18 protein-coding genes are annotated in these 17,332 nt (G+C 73.7%); 12 read left to right on the plus strand and 6 right to left on the minus strand.

Annotated elements, in window-relative coordinates; translation table 11 throughout:
* Positions 1 to 6 precede the first annotated feature (6 nt).
* Both ACFPL3_RS37680 and ACFPL3_RS37685 read right to left on the minus strand, forming a co-directional pair.
* Positions 7 to 1,029, minus strand: coding sequence for a LacI family DNA-binding transcriptional regulator (locus ACFPL3_RS37680; RefSeq protein WP_343944759.1), 1,023 nt, complete (start codon positions 1,027 to 1,029; stop codon positions 7 to 9).
* Positions 1,030 to 1,125: 96 nt separating this feature from the next.
* On the minus strand, positions 1,126 to 2,892 hold the full coding sequence (locus ACFPL3_RS37685) for a choline dehydrogenase (RefSeq protein ID WP_425564221.1): 1,767 nt from the start codon (positions 2,890 to 2,892) through the stop codon (positions 1,126 to 1,128).
* A 252-nt stretch (positions 2,893 to 3,144) separates the two neighbouring features.
* Here ACFPL3_RS37685 and ACFPL3_RS37690 point away from each other — a divergent pair, with 252 nt between their 5' ends.
* The gene (locus ACFPL3_RS37690) at positions 3,145 to 3,348 is read left to right on the plus strand and encodes a hypothetical protein (protein ID WP_343944761.1); all 204 of its coding nucleotides are present in this window, start codon (positions 3,145 to 3,147) and stop codon (positions 3,346 to 3,348) included.
* A 35-nt stretch (positions 3,349 to 3,383) separates the two neighbouring features.
* Here the strand turns inward: ACFPL3_RS37690 and ACFPL3_RS37695 are convergent, their stop codons facing one another.
* Positions 3,384 to 3,572: a hypothetical protein gene (locus ACFPL3_RS37695; protein WP_343944762.1), complete on the minus strand. Its 189-nt coding sequence runs from the start codon at positions 3,570 to 3,572 to the stop codon at positions 3,384 to 3,386.
* 188 nt (positions 3,573 to 3,760) lie between these two features.
* Between ACFPL3_RS37695 and ACFPL3_RS37700 the strand changes: the two genes are divergently transcribed.
* Together ACFPL3_RS37700 and ACFPL3_RS37705 are read left to right on the plus strand one after the other, a co-directional pair.
* Positions 3,761 to 4,594 (plus strand): sugar phosphate isomerase/epimerase family protein, encoded by an 834-nt coding sequence (locus ACFPL3_RS37700; RefSeq protein ID WP_343944763.1) that lies wholly within the window; start codon positions 3,761 to 3,763, stop codon positions 4,592 to 4,594.
* A gap of 103 nt (positions 4,595 to 4,697) precedes the next feature.
* On the plus strand, positions 4,698 to 5,342 hold the full coding sequence (locus tag ACFPL3_RS37705; RefSeq protein ID WP_343944764.1) for a universal stress protein: 645 nt from the start codon (positions 4,698 to 4,700) through the stop codon (positions 5,340 to 5,342).
* Between the two features lie 394 nt (positions 5,343 to 5,736).
* Here ACFPL3_RS37705 and ACFPL3_RS37710 read toward each other — a convergent pair whose 3' ends face one another.
* Positions 5,737 to 5,940: a hypothetical protein gene (locus ACFPL3_RS37710; protein WP_343944765.1), complete on the minus strand. Its 204-nt coding sequence runs from the start codon at positions 5,938 to 5,940 to the stop codon at positions 5,737 to 5,739.
* A 383-nt stretch (positions 5,941 to 6,323) separates the two neighbouring features.
* A complete protein-coding gene (locus ACFPL3_RS37715) occupies positions 6,324 to 7,184 on the minus strand; it encodes a MurR/RpiR family transcriptional regulator (protein WP_343944766.1) in 861 nt (286 codons plus the stop codon).
* Between the two features lie 98 nt (positions 7,185 to 7,282).
* Here ACFPL3_RS37715 and ACFPL3_RS37720 point away from each other — a divergent pair, with 98 nt between their 5' ends.
* From ACFPL3_RS37720 to ACFPL3_RS37760, 9 genes are all read left to right on the plus strand, one after another.
* Entirely contained in the window at positions 7,283 to 8,809 is a 1,527-nt protein-coding gene (locus ACFPL3_RS37720; protein ID WP_343944767.1) for an ABC transporter substrate-binding protein, read from the plus strand.
* Complete coding sequence (locus ACFPL3_RS37725; RefSeq protein WP_343944768.1) at positions 8,806 to 9,768, plus strand: ABC transporter permease; 963 nt, start codon at positions 8,806 to 8,808, stop codon at positions 9,766 to 9,768. Before ACFPL3_RS37720 ends, ACFPL3_RS37725 begins: the two co-directional genes overlap by 4 nt.
* Complete coding sequence (locus ACFPL3_RS37730) at positions 9,765 to 10,643, plus strand: ABC transporter permease (protein WP_343944769.1); 879 nt, start codon at positions 9,765 to 9,767, stop codon at positions 10,641 to 10,643. Before ACFPL3_RS37725 ends, ACFPL3_RS37730 begins: the two co-directional genes overlap by 4 nt.
* Complete coding sequence (murQ, locus tag ACFPL3_RS37735; protein WP_343944770.1) at positions 10,640 to 11,539, plus strand: N-acetylmuramic acid 6-phosphate etherase; 900 nt, start codon at positions 10,640 to 10,642, stop codon at positions 11,537 to 11,539. Before ACFPL3_RS37730 ends, murQ begins: the two co-directional genes overlap by 4 nt.
* Positions 11,536 to 12,678 (plus strand): anhydro-N-acetylmuramic acid kinase, encoded by a 1,143-nt coding sequence (locus ACFPL3_RS37740; RefSeq protein ID WP_343944771.1) that lies wholly within the window; start codon positions 11,536 to 11,538, stop codon positions 12,676 to 12,678. Before murQ ends, ACFPL3_RS37740 begins: the two co-directional genes overlap by 4 nt.
* Positions 12,679 to 12,760: 82 nt before the next feature.
* A complete protein-coding gene (locus ACFPL3_RS37745; RefSeq protein ID WP_343944772.1) occupies positions 12,761 to 13,720 on the plus strand; it encodes an ABC transporter ATP-binding protein in 960 nt (319 codons plus the stop codon).
* Positions 13,720 to 14,670, plus strand: coding sequence for an ABC transporter ATP-binding protein (locus ACFPL3_RS37750; RefSeq protein ID WP_343944773.1), 951 nt, complete (start codon positions 13,720 to 13,722; stop codon positions 14,668 to 14,670). The genes ACFPL3_RS37745 and ACFPL3_RS37750 overlap by 1 nt, the downstream gene beginning before the upstream one ends.
* A complete protein-coding gene (locus ACFPL3_RS37755) occupies positions 14,670 to 15,731 on the plus strand; it encodes a serine hydrolase domain-containing protein (protein ID WP_343944774.1) in 1,062 nt (353 codons plus the stop codon). Before ACFPL3_RS37750 ends, ACFPL3_RS37755 begins: the two co-directional genes overlap by 1 nt.
* 303 nt (positions 15,732 to 16,034) lie before the next feature.
* Positions 16,035 to 16,886, plus strand: coding sequence for a sugar phosphate nucleotidyltransferase (locus ACFPL3_RS37760; protein WP_343944775.1), 852 nt, complete (start codon positions 16,035 to 16,037; stop codon positions 16,884 to 16,886).
* A 19-nt stretch (positions 16,887 to 16,905) separates the two neighbouring features.
* On the opposite strand, the gene ACFPL3_RS37765 is transcribed toward ACFPL3_RS37760, so the two are convergent.
* Positions 16,906 to 17,271 (minus strand): hypothetical protein, encoded by a 366-nt coding sequence (locus ACFPL3_RS37765; protein WP_343944776.1) that lies wholly within the window; start codon positions 17,269 to 17,271, stop codon positions 16,906 to 16,908.
* Between the last annotated feature and the right edge of the window lie 61 nt (positions 17,272 to 17,332).

Below are 17,332 nucleotides of genomic sequence, written 5' to 3' on the forward strand. Positions count from 1 at the left end.
TTCGGGTCAGCGGCCCGCCAGCGCGCGGGCGGCGGCGTCCTGCGACGGGGGCGCGGTGGTGGACCGCACGATGAGCTGGGTGGGCAGCCACCGGCGGGTGGGGGTGGCGTCGGGATCGGCGCCGGCGTCCAGGTTGTCCAGCAACAGGTCCACGGCGGCGCGGCCGCCCGCCTCCATCGGCATCCGCACCGTGGTGAGCGGGACGGTGGTCATCGACGACATCTCGATGTCGTCGTAGCCGACCACGCTGACGTCGCTGGGCACGGCGACGCCGCGGGCGGCCAGCCGGTTCAGCACGCCCACGGCCATCAGATCGTTGAAGGCGAGGATCGCGGTGACGCCGCGGGCGAGCGCGAGGTCGGCGGCCTGCACGCCGCCCTGGAACGTGGGCGGGAACGGGCCGAGCTCGATCGTCTCCACCTCGCAGACGGGCGCCGCGGCGCGCAGGCCGACGAGCCGCTGCTCCCCCGCCCACGACGCGGCGGGTCCGGCGAGGTGGGCCACCCGCCGGTGGCCGAGCGCGGCGAGGTGCTCGAGGGCCTGGCGCGCGCCGTCGGCGGAGTCCATGAGCACGGCGGGCAGCCCGGCCTCGTCCCGGTTGATCAGCACGAGCGGGGTGGTGCCCACCAGCCGCGCCAAGTGGTCGGGGTGCATGCGGGGCGAGCACAGGACGACGCCGTCGACCTGTTTCGCCATCGCTCCGACCACCTCCGCCTCGACGCGCGGGTCCTCCGCGGCGTCGGCGAGGAAGACAACGTGGCGCACCTCGCGGGCCCGGGCCGTGCAGCCCTTGAGCATCGCCGAGAAGAACGGGTTGGCGACGTCGGGCACGACCACGCCGATGTTGCCGGTCTTGCCGGTGACGAGCCCGCGCGCGGCGCGGTTGGGCTGGTAGCCGAGCTCCTCGGCCACCTGCAGGACCTTGCGCCGCGTCGCGGCGTTCACCATGTCGGGCATGGTGAACGCCCGCGACACGGTGGACACCGAGACGTCGGCGCCCTTCGCCACGTCGTGGATCGTGACCGCCATGCTGCTCCCGTCCGCCGGCTGAGCACAGCCTGCAAACCATTGCAGCAAGTGTCAAGAACGCAAACGCTTACGGTCGCGGTTTCGACCGCGGGCCGCTCACTTCTCGGCGAACAACGCCGCCCCCGACGGCAGCGGGGTGGGCTGCAGGGCCGACTGCGACGCGGACCGGGGCGCAGCCTGCGACGCCACGAGCGGCTCCTCGGGCGGCGCCACCAGGCGCGGGCGCTGCGGGCGCCGCGGCAGCAGCCGGGCGTTGCCGAGGATGATGTCGGCGGACTTCTCCGCGATCATCATCGTGGGCGCGAGCGTGTTGGCGTTGGTGAGCGAGGGCATCACCGACGCGTCGACGACCCGCAGCCCGTCCACCCCGTGCACGCGCATGGTGTCGGGGTCGACCACCGACATCTCGCCGCGCCCCATCGCCGCGGTGCACGCCGGGTGGTAGCCCACGCGGCCGGTGCGCCGCACCCACGCCATGATCTCCTCGTCGCTGCGCACACCGGGCCCCGGCAGCGTCTCGCCGCCGTCGAGGTCGCGGAACGCCGGCTGCCCGAGCAGGTGCCGCGCGCGCTGGAGTGCGTTGATCCAGCGGGGGCGGTCCTTCGGGTCGGACAGGAAGTTCACGAGGATCTTCGGGTGCACGGCCGGGATCGGCGAGGCGATCTTCACGGAGCCGCGCGCCTCCGACCGCATCACGCCCACGTGCATCTGGTAGCCGTGCGCGGTGACCTCGACCGACTCCTCGGAGCTGTTCATGGCCAGCGGCGCGAGCAGGAACATGAGATCGGGCTCGTCGCCCTCGGCGAAGTCGCTGCGGACGAACCCGCCCGCCTGCATCGGGTTGCGCGTGCCCGGGCCCTTGCCGAACACCAGCGCGTCGAGCACGACGCCCGGCCACTTGGCCTTGTTGCGGATGTCCGACATCGAGACCGGCTGGATGCACTTGTGCTGGACGTGCACGGCGAGGTGCTCCTGCAGCGACTCGCCCACGCCCGGCAGGTGGTGCACCACCGGGATGCCCAGGCTGCGCAGGTGCTCGCCGTCGCCGACGCCGGACAGCTGCAGGATCTGCGGCGTGCCGATCGCGCCCGCGGACAGGATCGTCTCGGCGGCGCGGACGTCGTGGGTCTCCCCGTCCTTGTCCCGGTAGCGCACGCCCACCGCGCGGGTGCCCTCGAACAGCACCTTGCTGACCGTGGCGTGGGTGCGGATCTCCAGGTTCGGCCTGCTCTCCACCGGGTGCAGGTAGGCCGCCGCCGCGGACGCGCGCTTGCCGCCCCGCACCGCCTGGTCCAGGGGCGAGAAGCCCTCCTGCGCGTCGTCGTTGACGTCGGGGACGACCTTGTACCCGGCCTGCTGCGCGGCCTCGAAGAACGCGTCGAAGATCGGGCCCTCCGCCGGGCCGCGCTGCAGCGACTGCGGGCCGCTGCGCCCCCGGCCCGTGCCGCGCGGCTCGCCCACGCAGCCCTCGAGCCGCCGGAAGTAGGGCTCGCAGTGGTCGTAGTCCCACTCCGGCGAGCCCGCCTCCTCGGCCCACCGGTCGTAGCTGCCCCGGTGGCCGCGCTCGTAGAGCATCCCGTTGATGCTGCTCGAGCCGCCGAGGACCTTGCCGCGCGGGTGGTGCAGCCTGCGCGAGCCCAGGTTCGGCTCGGGCTCGGACTCGTAGCGCCAGTCGAAGGAGCGGTGGCCGACCGGGAATCCCATCGCGAGTGGCAGCTGGATCCGCAGGTCCCACCAGTGGTCCGTGCCACCGGCCTCCAGCAGGATCACCCGCGCCGACGGGTCGGCGCTCAGACGGTTGGCCAGGATGCACCCGGCCGGCCCTCCTCCAACGATCAAGACGTCACAGCCGGTTGAAGACAATTCGTCCCTCTCCCCCCTCGCGGCGCGCGCGGCACCGGTTCCACCGTCGCCGCCCTGCGCCCTACCGCAGCACGCGGCATCCAGCTATCGAGCGGGTCCTGATCGACGTTAGCCGGATCCAGCCGACCCTCGACGCGGCGGGGGCCGCAGCAGCCGTTGCGCTGCGGAACGGTTCGTCCAGGCGGTGCAGAATGGTTATGTGCCGTTCACCCAGACGACATCCGAGGGCCGGCCGCGCCTCGCGAGCGGCACGTGAGCGGGCCGCCGCTCGAGGTCACCCGCCTGCTGCAGAACCCACTCGGGCAACCCGCACCCGAGGGTGAGCGGGGGGACATCGTCCGCGTCAGCGACGGATTGCGCACCGTCTACCTCACACCCCGCGAGTTCGACGAGCTCAGCGAGCAGCAGCTGCGGTACCGCCTCGCCGCCGAGGGCCGCACGCGCACCGGGACCTGAGAGCCAGCTGAGGCAGGACCTGAGAGTCACCTCAGTCAGCTGCCCCCTTCGTGCGCCGAGTCGTAGCCGAGGTCGCCGTGCAGATCCCCATGGATCGCCGCGGACGCGCTGACGACCGGCACCGACGTCGCCCGGCGCGGGCGCGGGATCTCGGCGAGCGCCGCGTTCACCTCGTGCGCGAGGTCGTACCCGTAATCACCGGAATAGTCGTGGTCCCCCGACATGACGCCTCCCCAGAACGATGCTGACGCTGCGCGACCACATGCCTCCGGTCGGTGTCGCCGATCATCGCTCGCACGGGTGGGGCGCGCAAGGAGTGACCACCACGGGCCACCCACGCGGGGGATCCGGGCCCCTGTGAGTGATCTCTCCCACCTCCCCCGCCTGCCCGGGCGGTGGGAGACTCGCCGGCATGAAGATCGCCGTCTGCACGGTGAGCCTCCCGGAATGGACGCCCGAGGAAGCCCTCGGCGAAGTGGCGGCGCTCGGCTTCGACGGCATCGAGTGGCGCGTTGCCGACGACCCGGCCACCGACGACCCGCCCGGCTTCTGGCGCGGCAACCGCTGCACCCTGCAAGCGGCCACCTTCGAGAAGGACGCCCCGCGGATCGCGGAGCTCACCCGCGCGGCAGGCCTCACCGTCCCCGCCATCGGGCCCTACGCCCGCTGCGACGACCTCGACGCCGTCGAGCGCCTCATGCGCGGCGCCGCGGCGCTCGGCGCGCCCCGGATGCGGGTGCAGGTCGGGGCGCCCGGCCCGGAGGGCTACCGCGAGACCTTCGCGCGGCGCCGCGACGAGTACCGGGCCGTCGCCGACCTCGCACTGCGCCACGGCGTGCAGGCCCTGCTCGAACTGCACCACCAGTCGATCATCGCGAGCGCCTCCGCGGCCGCCCGCTTCCTCGACGGCGTCGACCCCCGCGCCGTCGGCGTCATCCACGACGTCGGCAACATGGTGCGCGAGGGCTACGAGTTCGACCCGTGGAGCCTGGAGATCCTCGGCGAGCACCTCGCCCACGTGCACGTCAAGAACGCGGTGCTCGCACCCGCACCCGGCGCGTCCCCGCCGTGGAGCTGGGAGTGGGCGCCGCTGCGCACCGGCGCGGCCCCCCTGCAGCGGCTGTTCGACGCGCTCGCCGGCGTCGGCTACGAGGGCTGGGTGTCGCTCGAGGACTTCGCCACCGCCCTGCCCCTGCGGGAACGGCTCACCGACGACCTCGCATACCTGCGGGAGCTCACCGCATAGGGATCGCCCTTCCGGGTGAAGTAGTGCGGGCGGCCTGGTCGAACGGGCAGGACTGGAGCACCGTCGCTCAGCGAGCGAGCCAGTCGCCGAGAGGGAGCCCTGGATGAGCCAGCGCATGTCCGCGCTCGCCCCGCCCACCGCCCCGCCGCGACCCGCCGAGCCACTCGTCGTCATGGCACACGAGCCGGAAGTGCCGACATGGGTGGCGGGGGCGTGCCGGCGGACCAAGCGGCAGGTGCGGCTCGAGCCCGCACCCGGCAGCCCCGAGGAACGCCTCGTCACCGTCGCCGCTTTGGCCGGGCGCAGCGTCCTCGTCGTCGGCCCGCCCGGCGACGGGCCGGGCGGCACCGGGTGCGTCGTCGCCGCGGTCCGCGACCTGCCGGCCGACGCGGGCGTCCTCACCGAGGCCGCCTTCGTCGCCACCGAGCTCGGCGCCACCGTCGCGCCCGTGCACTGCGTCCCGCTCTCGTTCGGCGAACGCAGCGTCGGACTCACCGACGCGCTTGCCCGCGGTCACGAGGTCCTCGACGCGTCCGTCGCGCAGCTCGCGGCCGACGCCCCCGGCCTCACCGTCACCCCCCGCCTGCTGCGGGTGCACCCCCACGAGCTCGTGGGAGAGGGGCTCGACGCCGACGTCCTGGTCCTCGGTGGCCCGCGCCACCGCATCCCCGCCCGCGTCGGGCTCGTGGGGTGCAGCGCGGTGCAGCACGCCCCCTGCCCCGTCCTCCTGGCGGCCCGCCCCGGCTGAGGCGGCGAGCTATACCAGGCTGTCGCGGCAGCCCTGCTCACCGTCCTGCCTCGGCCGCCCGCTCGGCACGAGCAGTACCGCACCGTCGTGATCCCAGCAGCCCCGTGCTGCTCGCCGCGATCAACCCGACCGAGCAGCACCTCACCGCTCCCCCGACGACCACCCCGTACGACTCGGCGCGCCCACCGACCTGCCCCCGTCGCACCCACCGCTCGAGCCGTACAGCACTGTCGCGCCATCCACCGCGACGTACTGCTCAGTTCGATCAACAACCAAGATCCGTTCGAGCAGCACATCGCCGCTCCCCGGGGCCGCCTGCGATCACCAGCCCGCCCCTGCGACACCCGCCCACGAGAAGCACCACACCGTCGCGACACCAGCAGCCACGTACTGCTCACCGATCAACCCGCCCGAACAGCACGTTGCCGCTGCCGCGGGACGGCCTTGTACGGCTCGGTGCGATCGCCACCTCGCTTGTCGATCGCCGATGCCTGCCGATCACCAGCCGCCCGCCGTGCTCCGGGGCCGAGAAGTACTGCACCGTCGCGACACCAGCACTGACGTACTGCTCACCGCGAGCAACCCGCCCGAGCAGCACCCCACGGCTCCCCCGACGACCGCCTCATACGACTCGCCGTCCCCACCGACCTGACCGCCAAGCCACCCGCGGCTCGAGCAGTACCGCTTTGTCTCGGGACCTGCTGCGAGGTGCTGCTCGGTTCGAGCGACACCCCGCCGCCCCCCAGGACCGCCCTGTGCGACTCGTCGCGATCACCAGCCCGCCCCTGCGCCACCCGCCCCCGAGAAGCACCACACCGTCGCGCCACCAGCAGCCACGTACCACTCGCCGTGATCAACCCGCCCGAGCAGCACCTCACCGCTTCTCGGGGACCGCCTCGTACGGCTCGTCGCGCTCACCCAGCAGAACGCGCATCTCCGACCGCGAAACGCGGGACTCGCCGATCGGGGGGCCGACAGGGGCTACTCCTCCATCAGCCGCCGCGACCGGACGGCGCGGTACGTGCGGTTCAGGGCCGTCGTAGTCCGGTCGAACGAGCGCTGGGCCACGCCGACGAACAGGCAGTCGATCACGGCGAGCTGGGCGATCCGGCTCGCCATCGCACCGGAGCGGAAGGTCGTCTCGCGGGCGGCGGTGGTGAGTACCAGGTCGGCGTGGGCGGTGAGCGGGGACGGCACGAAGTTGCTGATCGCGATCGTGCGCGCGCCCGACTCCCGGGCGGCGCGCAGCGCGTCGACGGTGTCGACCGTGGACCCGGTGTGCGAGATGCCGATCGCGACGCAGTCGTCGTCCAGCAGCGCTGCCGACGTGAGCGCGGCGTGCGGGTCGGGCCAGGCGAAGGCGAGCAGCCCGATGCGGTGCAGCTTCTGGTGCAGGTCCTGGCCGACGAACCCGCTCGCCCCGATGCCGTAGACGTCGATCCGGCGCGCCGTGGCCACGGCGTCGACGGCCGCGGCGAGGGCGTCGAGATCGAGGTTGGCGGCGGTGTCCTGCACGGCGGCCGCGTCGCTGAACGCGATCTTCGCCACGACGTCGGCGAGCGAGTCGTCGCGGTCGATGTCCGGGGAGAGCACGGCGCCGTCGGTCGCCGCCCGGTTTCCGGTCTCGCGGGCGAGCGCGAGCCGCAGCTCGGGGTAGCCCTGGAAGCCCGCCGACCGGCAGAACCGCATCACCGTGGCCGCCGACGTCGCGCACCGCTGCGCGAGCGTTCCGATGGGCAGCTCCGCGGTGCCCGCGGGGTCGCGCAGCACCTCGTCGGCCACCCGGCGCTGCGCGGGTCGCAGCGAGGGCGCGACGGACCGGATCCGCACCAGGACGCTCACGCGCCGCAGTATGGCACTCCGCGGCATTTTGTTACTTCTGCATCGCCGTTCATGGAAACTCTTGACCTCCCCGCGGCGGCTGTGATCCGGTAGCCGCCATGCGTGGACGGCTGGGTGCGGTGGTCGTGGCGGGAGCGGTGCTGCTCGCCGCCTGCTCCGGGGGCGGCGACGGCGCCTCCTCCGGGGGCGAGCCGAGGGGGCTGGTGGTCGGGGCGACGTCCGACCCGGACACCCTCTTCCCCTGGAAGGCCACCCAGTTCCAGGCCGTCCAGGTGCTCGAGCAGCTCTACGGCACGCTCACCGAGCTGGACGAGAACCTCGAGGTCGTGCCCGGTCTGGCCGAGTCCTGGGAGGTGTCCGAGGACGGCCTGACGATCACGATGGCGTTGCGCAGCGGCGTCACGTTCGCCGACGGGAGCGCCTTCGACTCGGCCGACGCGAAGGCATCGCTCGACCGCATCCGCGAGGAGGCCACCGGCGCCGTGTCGGCCGCGAGCCTCGGCGCCGTCGCCTCGGTCGAGGCGCCGGACCCGGCCACGCTCGTGCTCACCCTCTCCGGCCCGGACGCCGGCATCCTGTCCGCCCTGGCCTCGGTGAACCTCGCCATGCTGCCCAGCGACGCCACCGAGCAGGCCCTCCAGGAGACGCCGAACGGCACCGGCCCCTTCACGCTCGCGCAGCGCACGCCGGACCAGTCGATCGCGCTGTCGCCCAACCATGCCTACTGGGGCGGCGCGCCGCGCGTGCCGACGCTGGAGTTCCGGGTGATCCCCGACGAGACCTCGATCGTCTCGGCGATGCAGTCCGGCAACATCGACTTCGCGGTGTTCGACGACCCGCTCGTGGCGCAGAGCGCCGAGGGGTCGGGCCTCACCGTGACGAAGACGCCGCAGCTGTCCTACCACGTGCTGCAGCTCAACGCCCGCCGGTCGCCGCTCGACAACCTCGACGTGCGGCTGGCGATCCAGTGCGCCATCGACCGCCGTCAGGTGCTCGACACCGCGGCACTGGGCGAGGGGGAGGTGACCGGACCGATCACCTCTCCCGCCTACCGCTCCGACCCGGACGCGCGCCCGTGCCCGCAGCGCGACGTCGAGGCGGCCAAGCGCCACCTCGCCGCGGCCGGGCACGCGGGCGGCCTGACGCTGTCGACGATCGTGTCGCAGGGCGAGTACGCCACGTCGGTCAACGAGGCCACCAACATCCAGGCCCAGCTGGCCGAGGCGGGCATCACGCTCAACCTCGAGGTGCTCGAGTCCGGCGCCTACGTCGACCGCTGGGTGGCGGCCGACTTCGAGACCGCGGTGGCGCTCAACGGCGGCCGTCCCGACCCGGACGGCATGTACGGGCGGTACTTCACCAGCACCGGCAACTTCAACAAGGTCGCCGGCTACTCCTCCCCCGCCCTCGACGAGCTCTTCGAGCAGGGCAAGGCCACCGCCGATCCCGAGGCGCGCAAGGCGATCTACCAGCAGGTGTCGGCGGAGCTGGAGGACAACGCCGCCTGGGTCTGGCTCTTCACCAGCTACACCTACACGGTCACCGGCACCGGCGTCAGCGGTTTCACCCCGATGGCCAACGGCTCGCTGAAGAACCTGCGCGAGACCACCGTCGGCGGGTCATGATCGTTCGTCATCCCCTGCTCCGCCGGTTCCTCGAGGCGCTCGCCACCCTCCTCGGCGTCGCGGTGCTGGTGTTCGTCATGCTGCGCGCGATCCCGGGCGACCAGGTCACGGCGAGCCTCGGCACCGAGGCGGCCGCGCTCACCCCGGCCCAGCGCGCCGCGCTCGAGGCCTACTACGGGCTGGACCAGCCGCTGCCCGTCCAGTTCCTGTCCTGGCTCGGCGCCGTCGCCACCGGCAACCTCGGCGCCTCGCAGCGCTCCGGCCAGTCGGTGCTCGAGATGACGGCGTCGGCGCTGCCGATCACGCTGGAGCTGGCGGTGCTGTCGCTGGTGATCGGGCTGGTGCTCGGGATCGCCGCCGCCATGCTGTCGGCCTCGCGCCCGAACTCGGCGCGGGACGCCGCCGGGCAGGCGGTGGGGCTCGCCGGGCTGTCCGTGCCGGCGTTCCTGCTGGGCTCGGCGCTGCTGGCCCTCTCGGCCCGGTTCCTCGGCTACAACCCCAACGCCGAGCAGTTCGCCGCGCTGACCGCCGACCCGGGCCTGCACCTGCAGCAACTGCTCATGCCGGCCGTCGTGCTCGGCTTCGGACTGGCCGCCCCGATCATGCGGACCGCGCGGTCCGCCCTGCTGGAGGTGCGCTCCCAGGACTACGTGCGCACCGCGCGCGGCAAGGGCGTCGGCCCGCAGCGGCTCGCGCTGCGCCACGTCCTGCCGGGCGCTCTCGTGCCGATCGTGACGATGACCGGCCTGCAATTCGGCTACCTGCTCGGCGGGGCCGTGGTCGTCGAGCAGATCTTCTCGGTGCCCGGGATCGGCCGGCAGGTGCTGCTCGGCATCCAGCAGAAGGAGTACGCGGTGGTGCAGAGCACGGTGCTCGTCATCGCGCTGACGTTCGTGCTGGTCAACCTCGGCACCGACCTGCTGTACCGGGTGATCGACCCGCGGGTGCGCGCGTCGTGAGCACGGTCGTCGCCACGGAGGCGCCCGCTGCGAGCGGACGGCGCGGGCTGCTGCGCCGCACGCTCGCCAGCCGCAGCGGCGCGGCCGGCGCGGTGCTCGTCGGGATCATCGTGCTGGGCGCGCTCGCGGCGCTGCTGGGTCTGCTGCCCGACCCGCTCGCCCAGGTGCCCGCCGAGCGGCTCTCCGGGCCGTCCGGGGCGCACTGGTTCGGCACCGACCAGTTCGGCCGCGACGTCTTCGCACGCTCCTCGGCGGGCGCGGCCGCGTCGCTGCAGATCGCGGTGGTGGCGGTGGCGATCGCCGCCGTGGCGGGCACGGCGGCCGGGGTGGCCGCCGGGTACTTCCGCGGCTGGTCGGACCGCTCGGTCCTCGGCGTCACCAACGTCCTCTTCGCGTTCCCGCCGCTGCTGCTCGCGCTCGCGCTGGCCTCGGCGTTCACCCGGACCTGGCTGACGGTGGCCGTCGCCATCGCGGTGGTCTACACCCCGATCTTCGTACGGGTCACCCGCGGGCCGGTGCTCTCGCTGCGGGAGGCCGACTTCGTGCGCGCCACCACCGTGCTGGGGTTCTCCCCGCTGCGCACGCTGGTCCGCCACGTGCTGCCCAACATCGCGCCGATCGTGATCGTGCAGGTCACGCTGTCGCTGTCGTGGGCGGTGCTCACCGAGGCGTCGCTGTCGTTCCTCGGGCTCGGCACCCCGCCACCCGCCCCGTCGCTCGGCGCGATGGTCCTCGAGGCCCGGGTGCTCGTGAACGTCGCCTGGTGGACCATGGCCGCCCCCGGCGCGGTGATCGTCGCCCTGGTCGTGGGCCTCAACCTGCTGGGCGACGGCCTCCGCGACGCCCTGGACCCACGGAACGGGAGTGGCCGGTGACCGAGCTTTCCGGGTTGGAGACCGAGCGCGCCGACCCGCGGTACGCGGACATCGACCGCGCAAGCGTCGCCGAGCTCGCCACGTTGATGAACGAGGCCGACGCCACCGTCCCGGCCGCCGTGCGGGCCGCGCTCCCGCAGATCGTCCCCGCCATCGAGGCGGTGACGCAGCGGATGCGCGACGGCGGGCGGCTGCTCTACGTCGGCGCGGGTACCCCGGGCCGGCTGGGGGTGCTGGACGCCTCGGAGTGCCCGCCGACCTTCAGCACACCGCCCGAGTTGGTGCGCGGCCTGATCGCCGGGGGCGAGGCGGCGGTGTTCGCCGCGCAGGAGGGCGTGGAGGACGACGCCGACGCCGGACGCGCCGTGATCGCGGCGGAGGGCGTGGGGCCCGCCGACTCCGTCGTCGGGATCACGGCGAGCGGGCGCACCCCCTACGTCCTCGCGGCCGTCGGCGAGGCGCGCGAGCGGGGCGCGCTGACGGTGGGGGTGTCCTGCAACGCGGGCACCGCACTGTCGGCGGCCGCGGAGCACGGGATCGAGGTGGTTGTGGGCCCGGAGGTGGTGGCCGGCTCCACCCGGCTCAAGGCGGGCACGGCCCAGAAGCTCGTGCTCAACATGTTCTCGACGATCACGATGGTGCAGCTGGGCAAGACCTACGGCAACCTCATGGTGGACCTCGGCGCCACCAACGCGAAGCTGCGGGAACGGGCGATCAGGATGGTCCGCTCCGTCACCGGCGCCTCGCGGGAACGGGCCGAGGAGGCGCTGGCCGCCACCGGGATGCGGGTGAAGCACGCGATCCTGCACCTCGAACGCGGGCTGGACCCCGACGAGGCGAGCGCCCGCCTGGCCGCGGCCGGCGGCAGGCTCCGGGACGTCCTGGAGGAGCGGTGAGGGTCCTCGGGCTGATCTCCGGCACGTCGCACGACGGCATCGACGCCGCCGTCGTCGACTTCGCCCTGCGCGACGGCGTCCTCCACGGCCACGTCACGGCCACCGCGAGCACCCCGTACGCCCCCGAGCTGCGGGCCCGGCTGCGGGCGGCACTGCCGCCGGCCGCCACCACGCTCGCCGAGGTGTGCGCGCTGGACACGCTCATCGGGCAGGCGTTCGCCGACGCCGCGGGCGCCGCGCCCCGCGTCGACGCGGTCTGCTCGCACGGCCAGACCGTCTACCACTGGGTGGAGGGCACCCGCGCCCTCGGCACGCTGCAGATCGGGCAACCGGCGTGGATCGCCGAGCGCCTCGGCGTGCCGGTCGTGGCCGACGTCCGGATCCGCGACATCACGGCGGGCGGCCAGGGCGCGCCGCTCGTCTCCTACCTCGACACGCTGCTGCTCGCCGGGCTGCCGGGCCACCCCGCGGCGCTCAACCTGGGCGGGATCGCCAACATCACCCTCCCTGGGAAGCTCGCCTGGGACACCGGTCCGGCGAACGCCCTGATCGACGCCGCCGTCGTGCGCACCGGCGCCCACCCCGCCGGCTACGACGTCGACGGGGCGCTGGCTGCCCGCGGCCGCGTGGACGAGGGCGTGCTCGCCGCGCTCCTCGCCGAGCCCTACTACCAGCTGCCGCCGCCCAAGACCACCGGCAAGGAACTGTTCCACGACGGCTACCTCGAGCCCTTCCTGGGCATCGAGCCCGCCGACCTCGTCGCCACGCTCACCGCCCTCACCGCGCGGACCGTCGCCGACGCCGTGCGCGCGGCGGACGTCGACACGCTCGTCGTCTCCGGCGGCGGCGCGGCCAACCCGACTCTGATGCGGATGCTCGGCGCCGAGCTGCCCGGCGTCCGGCTCGTGGCGTCCGACGAGCTGGGCGCGCCGCGGGACGCGAAGGAGGCGATCGCGTTCGCGCTGATCGGATGGCAGACGCTGCACGGCCTCCCGGCCACCCTGCCGAGCTGCACCGGCGCAAAAGCGCCCCGGATCCTGGGCACGATCACGCCGGGGGCGGGCCCGCTGCGCCTGCCCGAGCCGGCGGAGGCCCCGCAGGCGCTCCGCCTGACGGTGAGCGAGGAGGTGGCCCGGTGACCCCGCACCCCTACGCCAGCAAGGTGGCCATACTGGCGTGTTGTGCCAGTAAAGCCACCATGCTGGCAATCGGGTGGGCACCGTGAGCGCGCCCGTGCTGGAGGTACGGGACCTCGCCGTCGGGGCCCGGGACCTCGAGATCGTGCACGGCGTCGACCTCGTGCTGCGCCGCGGCGAGACCGTGGGTGTGGTCGGCGAGAGCGGCTCGGGCAAGTCGGTCACGATGCTCGCGCTGATGCGGCTGCTCGGCGACCCGCTGCGGATCACCCGCGGGAGCGTCCGCTTCGACGGCAAGGACCTCGCGACGCTCTCCGAGCAGGAGATGCGGGCGCTGCGCGGCCGCGAGATCGCGATGGTCTACCAGGACCCCATGACCTCGCTGCACCCGATGATCCGGGTGGGCGACCAGGTCGCCGAGGTCATGAGCGTGCACGGCGTGGACGCCGCCGCGGCCCGCAGGCGCACGCTCGAGCTGTTCGCGCGCGTCGGCATCCCGGACCCCGCCCGCACCGTCCGGGCGTACCCGCACGAGTTCTCCGGTGGCATGCGGCAGCGCGTCGTGATCGCGATGGCGCTCGCGCTGCGCCCCACCCTGCTGATCGCCGACGAGCCGACCACCGCCCTCGACGTCACCATCCAGCAGCAGATCCTCGGGCTGGTGGCCGAGCTGCAGCGCGAGCTGGGGATGACGACGGTCTGGGTCACCCACGACCTGGGCGTGGTGGCGCGGCTCGTGGAGCGGGTGGTGGTGATGTACGGCGGGCACGTCGTCGAGGACGCCCCGGTGCGCGACGTGTTCGCCGCACCGCAGCACCCGTACACCGCTCGGCTGCTCGCGTCGCTGCCCAACCCCGCCGACGACGCCCGTCCCCCGCTCGCGCAGATCCCGGGCCGTCCGCCGCTGCCCACGGAACGGGTCGACGGGTGCGCGTTCCGCCCACGCTGCCTGCAGGCCCGGGACGTGTGCGCGCAGCGGCCGCCGCTGCAGGAGCGGGGCGCCGGGCGCGCGGCCTGCTGGGTGCCCGCCGAGGAGTGGACGTAGTGCTGGAAGCGGTCGACCTGGTCAAGCGGTTCCCGGTGCGCGGCACCGACGCGCAGGTGCACGCGCTCAACGGGGTCTCGTTCACGCTCGGGCCCGGCGAGACGCTCGGGATCGTCGGCGAGTCCGGCTGCGGCAAGTCGACGCTCGCCAAGGTGCTGGTGCGGCTGGAGGACCCGACACACGGGCGGGTCCTGCTCGACGGCGTGGACCTCACCGCCCTGCGCGGCAAGCGCCTGCGCGCGCATCGCAGGCACATCCAGATGGTCTTCCAGGACCCGTTCTCCTCGCTGGACCCGCGCCAGCCCGTCGGTGCGGCCCTCGACGAGGTGCTCGCCGTGCACGGCCTGCACCGCCCCGGCCGGGTTGAGGAGCTGCTCGACCTCGTCGGGCTCCCCGCCGCGTTCGCCCGCCGGCTGCCGCACGAGATGTCGGGCGGCCAGCGCCAGCGCGTCGGGATCGCCCGCGCCCTCGCGCCGGAGCCGCGGGTGCTGCTGCTCGACGAGCCGGTGTCGGCGCTCGACGTGTCGGTGCGGGCCGAGGTGATGAACCTGCTCGCGCACCTGCGCACCGAGCTGGGCCTCGCGCAGGTGTTCATCAGCCACGACATGGCGATGGTGCGCCAGATCAGCGACCGCGTCGCCGTCATGTACTTCGGGCGGATCGTCGAGGAGGGCGGCTGGCGGGAGGTGCTCTCCGAGCCGCTGCACCCCTACACGGCCGGCCTGCGCGCCGCCGTGCCCGTTCCGGACCCGACGCTCGACCAGCCGCTCACCCCCACCGTGGTGGGCGAGGTGCCCGACCCGGTCCGGCCGCCCGCGGGCTGTCCGTTCCACCCGCGTTGCCCGAAGGCGGAGGACGTCTGCCGCGCCGACCCCCCGCCGCTCGTCGAGATCCGCCCGGGCCACCGGGCGGCCTGCCACGTCGCGGCGCGGGCCGGGGCGTTGCGGTGATGCTCCAGGACGTCGTCGACGCGCTGACCGCCTCGGCGGGCGGCCCGCCGGGCGCCTGCCTCGCCGTGCGCGCGCCGGACGTCGACGCGCTCGCCGTGACCGGGCACCGCCAGGTGCTCGCGGTGGCCGAGCCGCTGCCGATGACCGCGCCGACCTGCCTGGACCTCGCCTCGATCACGAAGGCGTTCACCACCACCGCGCTCGCCGCGCTCGGCGTCGACCCGGCCGACCCGCTGCACCGCTACCTCCCCGACGCTCCCCCGGTCTCGGTCGACGACCTGCTGCTGCACCGCGGCGGGCTGTGGGAGTGGTGGCCCACCTACTGCGACGCCGCCGGCCCCGAGGAGGGCGCCCGGCTCGCGCGGACCCTGCCGCTGCGCTACGCCCCCGGCAGTGGGCGGCACTACTCCGACCTCGGGTTCATGCTGCTCGGGCAGGTCGTCGAGGTCGCGGCGGGCGCCGCCCTGCCGTCCGCGCTGGCGGAGCTCGTGCTCGACCCGGCCGGGCTGGAGGCGACCGCGTTCGGCGCGCCGACCGGGCCCGAGGTCGCCGCGAGCGGCACCGGCGACGCGATCGAGCAGCGGATGCTCGACACGGGCGAGCCCTACCCGGTGCCCCGCTCCCGCACCGACTTCACCGGCTGGCGCGACCACGTGATCGTCGGCGAGGTGGCCGACGGCAACGCCTTCCACACGTTCCACGGGGTGTCCGGGCACGCCGGGCTGTTCTCGACGGTCGAGGACCTGCTACGCCTCGGCACCGCCCTGTGCGCGTCCGCCGCGGGCGACGGCCCGTGGCGGGGCATCGGCCGCTATCTGGCGCCCGGGCCGGACGCGGGCCAATCGCGCGGCTACCGCTCCTGGACCACCACCGTGGACGCCTGCACGACCACCGCGTACGGCCACCCCGGCTTCACCGGCACCACCCTCGCCGTGCTGCCCGAGCACCGGGCGAGCGTCGTGCTCGCCACCAACCGCCTGCAGGTGCCCGGCGAGCCGCTGCCGAACGAGGAGATGTGGGTGCCGGCGCTGCAGGCCGCGCACCGGCTGCTGCACGAGTAGGGCTCGCGCGCCCCGGGTCGAGGTCGACCAGGTCGACACCGGTGCGGACGACGCGACGGGCCACCTCGACACCGCCGGCCGACGGCGCGGCGCACCGGATCCGATCGATTCGGCGGGGGCAGGCAACCCGTGGGCACCCGTGCGCGTCATGCTAACGAGAGAGCGCAATAGGTATTGCGCTCACAGTGCGTGACGGAGGGTGTGCATGAGCGTCAGCGGCGGGGGGTTTCGGCCGGGCCGGGTCGCGGGGCGCGAGGACGGCAGGGCCGGAGTCGTGGCGCGAACTCGGGACGGGGCCGACTCGTGAAGGTGGTGCTGTTCTGCGGCGGGTACGGGATGCGGATGCGGGACGGGGTGTCCGACCTGCCCAAGCCGATGCACCCGGTGGGGCCACGACCGTTGATCTGGCACGTGATGCGCTATTACGCGCATTTCGGGCACACCGACTTCGTGCTGTGCCTCGGGTACGGGGCGAACCACATCAAGGAGTTCTTCCTGACCTACTCCGAGACGGACTCCAACGACTTCGTCCTGGAGTCCGGGCGCGTGCGACTGCTCGGGTCGGACGTGCAGGACTGGACGATCACGTTCGTCCACACGGGGCTGGACTCGCCGATCGGGGAACGGTTGCGGCGCGTGCGCCCGCATGTGGCGGGCGAGGAGATGTTCCTGGCCAACTACGCCGACGTGCTGACCGACCTGCCGTTGGATCAGATGGTGGCGCGGTTCCGGCGCACGGACGCGGCGGCGGCGTTGCTGGCGGTGCCGCCGCAGTCGGCGTTCCACTGCGTGGACGTCGGCGACGACGACCGGGTTTCCGCGATCCTGCCGCTCCAGGAGATGCCGTTGTGGGAGAACGGCGGGTACTTCGTGCTGCGGCCGGAGATCTTCGACCACCTGCCGTCCGGCGGGGATCTGATCACTGACGCCTGTACCTCGTTGGCGAAGGAGGGCAAGCTGCTCGCCCACCGGCACCGCGGGTTCTGGCAGCCCGCGGACACGGTGAAGGAGCGGCACGCGCTCGAGGCGGCCTACCTTGCGGGCAACCGGCCGTGGATGCTGTGGGAACAGGAACCCGGCACCACCGCCGGGGAGCCGCGCCGTGATCCGCTGGTGCCGGCAGCCGCGGGGAACGGCACGGGGCGGTGCCGATGAGTTCCGCGATGGTGGGTGGTCAGGGCTCGCGCCGGGCACGGGTGGGCCGGTCGTGCAGGAGCGCCGACACCCGTTGGCGGCTGACCCGGAACAGCTCTCCGATCCGGGTGATGTTGATGTCCTCGCGTTGCAGGGCGAGCGCCTCCTCGCGGCGGAACCGGCTGCCCAGCTCACCGAGCTCATCCAGCACCCGGGTGATCGTCTCGATGACGAGCGGGGGTTCCTCGGTCGAGACGATGTCGTACCAGGATCTGCCGGACGCGCGCCGCTCGATCAGCTCGTCCGCGCGAGCCGCGGCGGTGCTCAAGTCGGAGATCGTGCGTTCCAGGCCCGCCCTCAACTCGACCAGTGCCTGGACGGCCGGGTCGTCGGCGTCTTGCCCCATCGTCAGCTACGACCTTCCTGCCCGAACACCCGACTCGATCCTCCGTGGACGCACCCCGATC

The organism is Pseudonocardia zijingensis (assembly GCF_042657305.1).
GTDB classification, from domain to species: Bacteria; Actinomycetota; Actinomycetes; order Mycobacteriales; family Pseudonocardiaceae; genus Pseudonocardia; species Pseudonocardia zijingensis.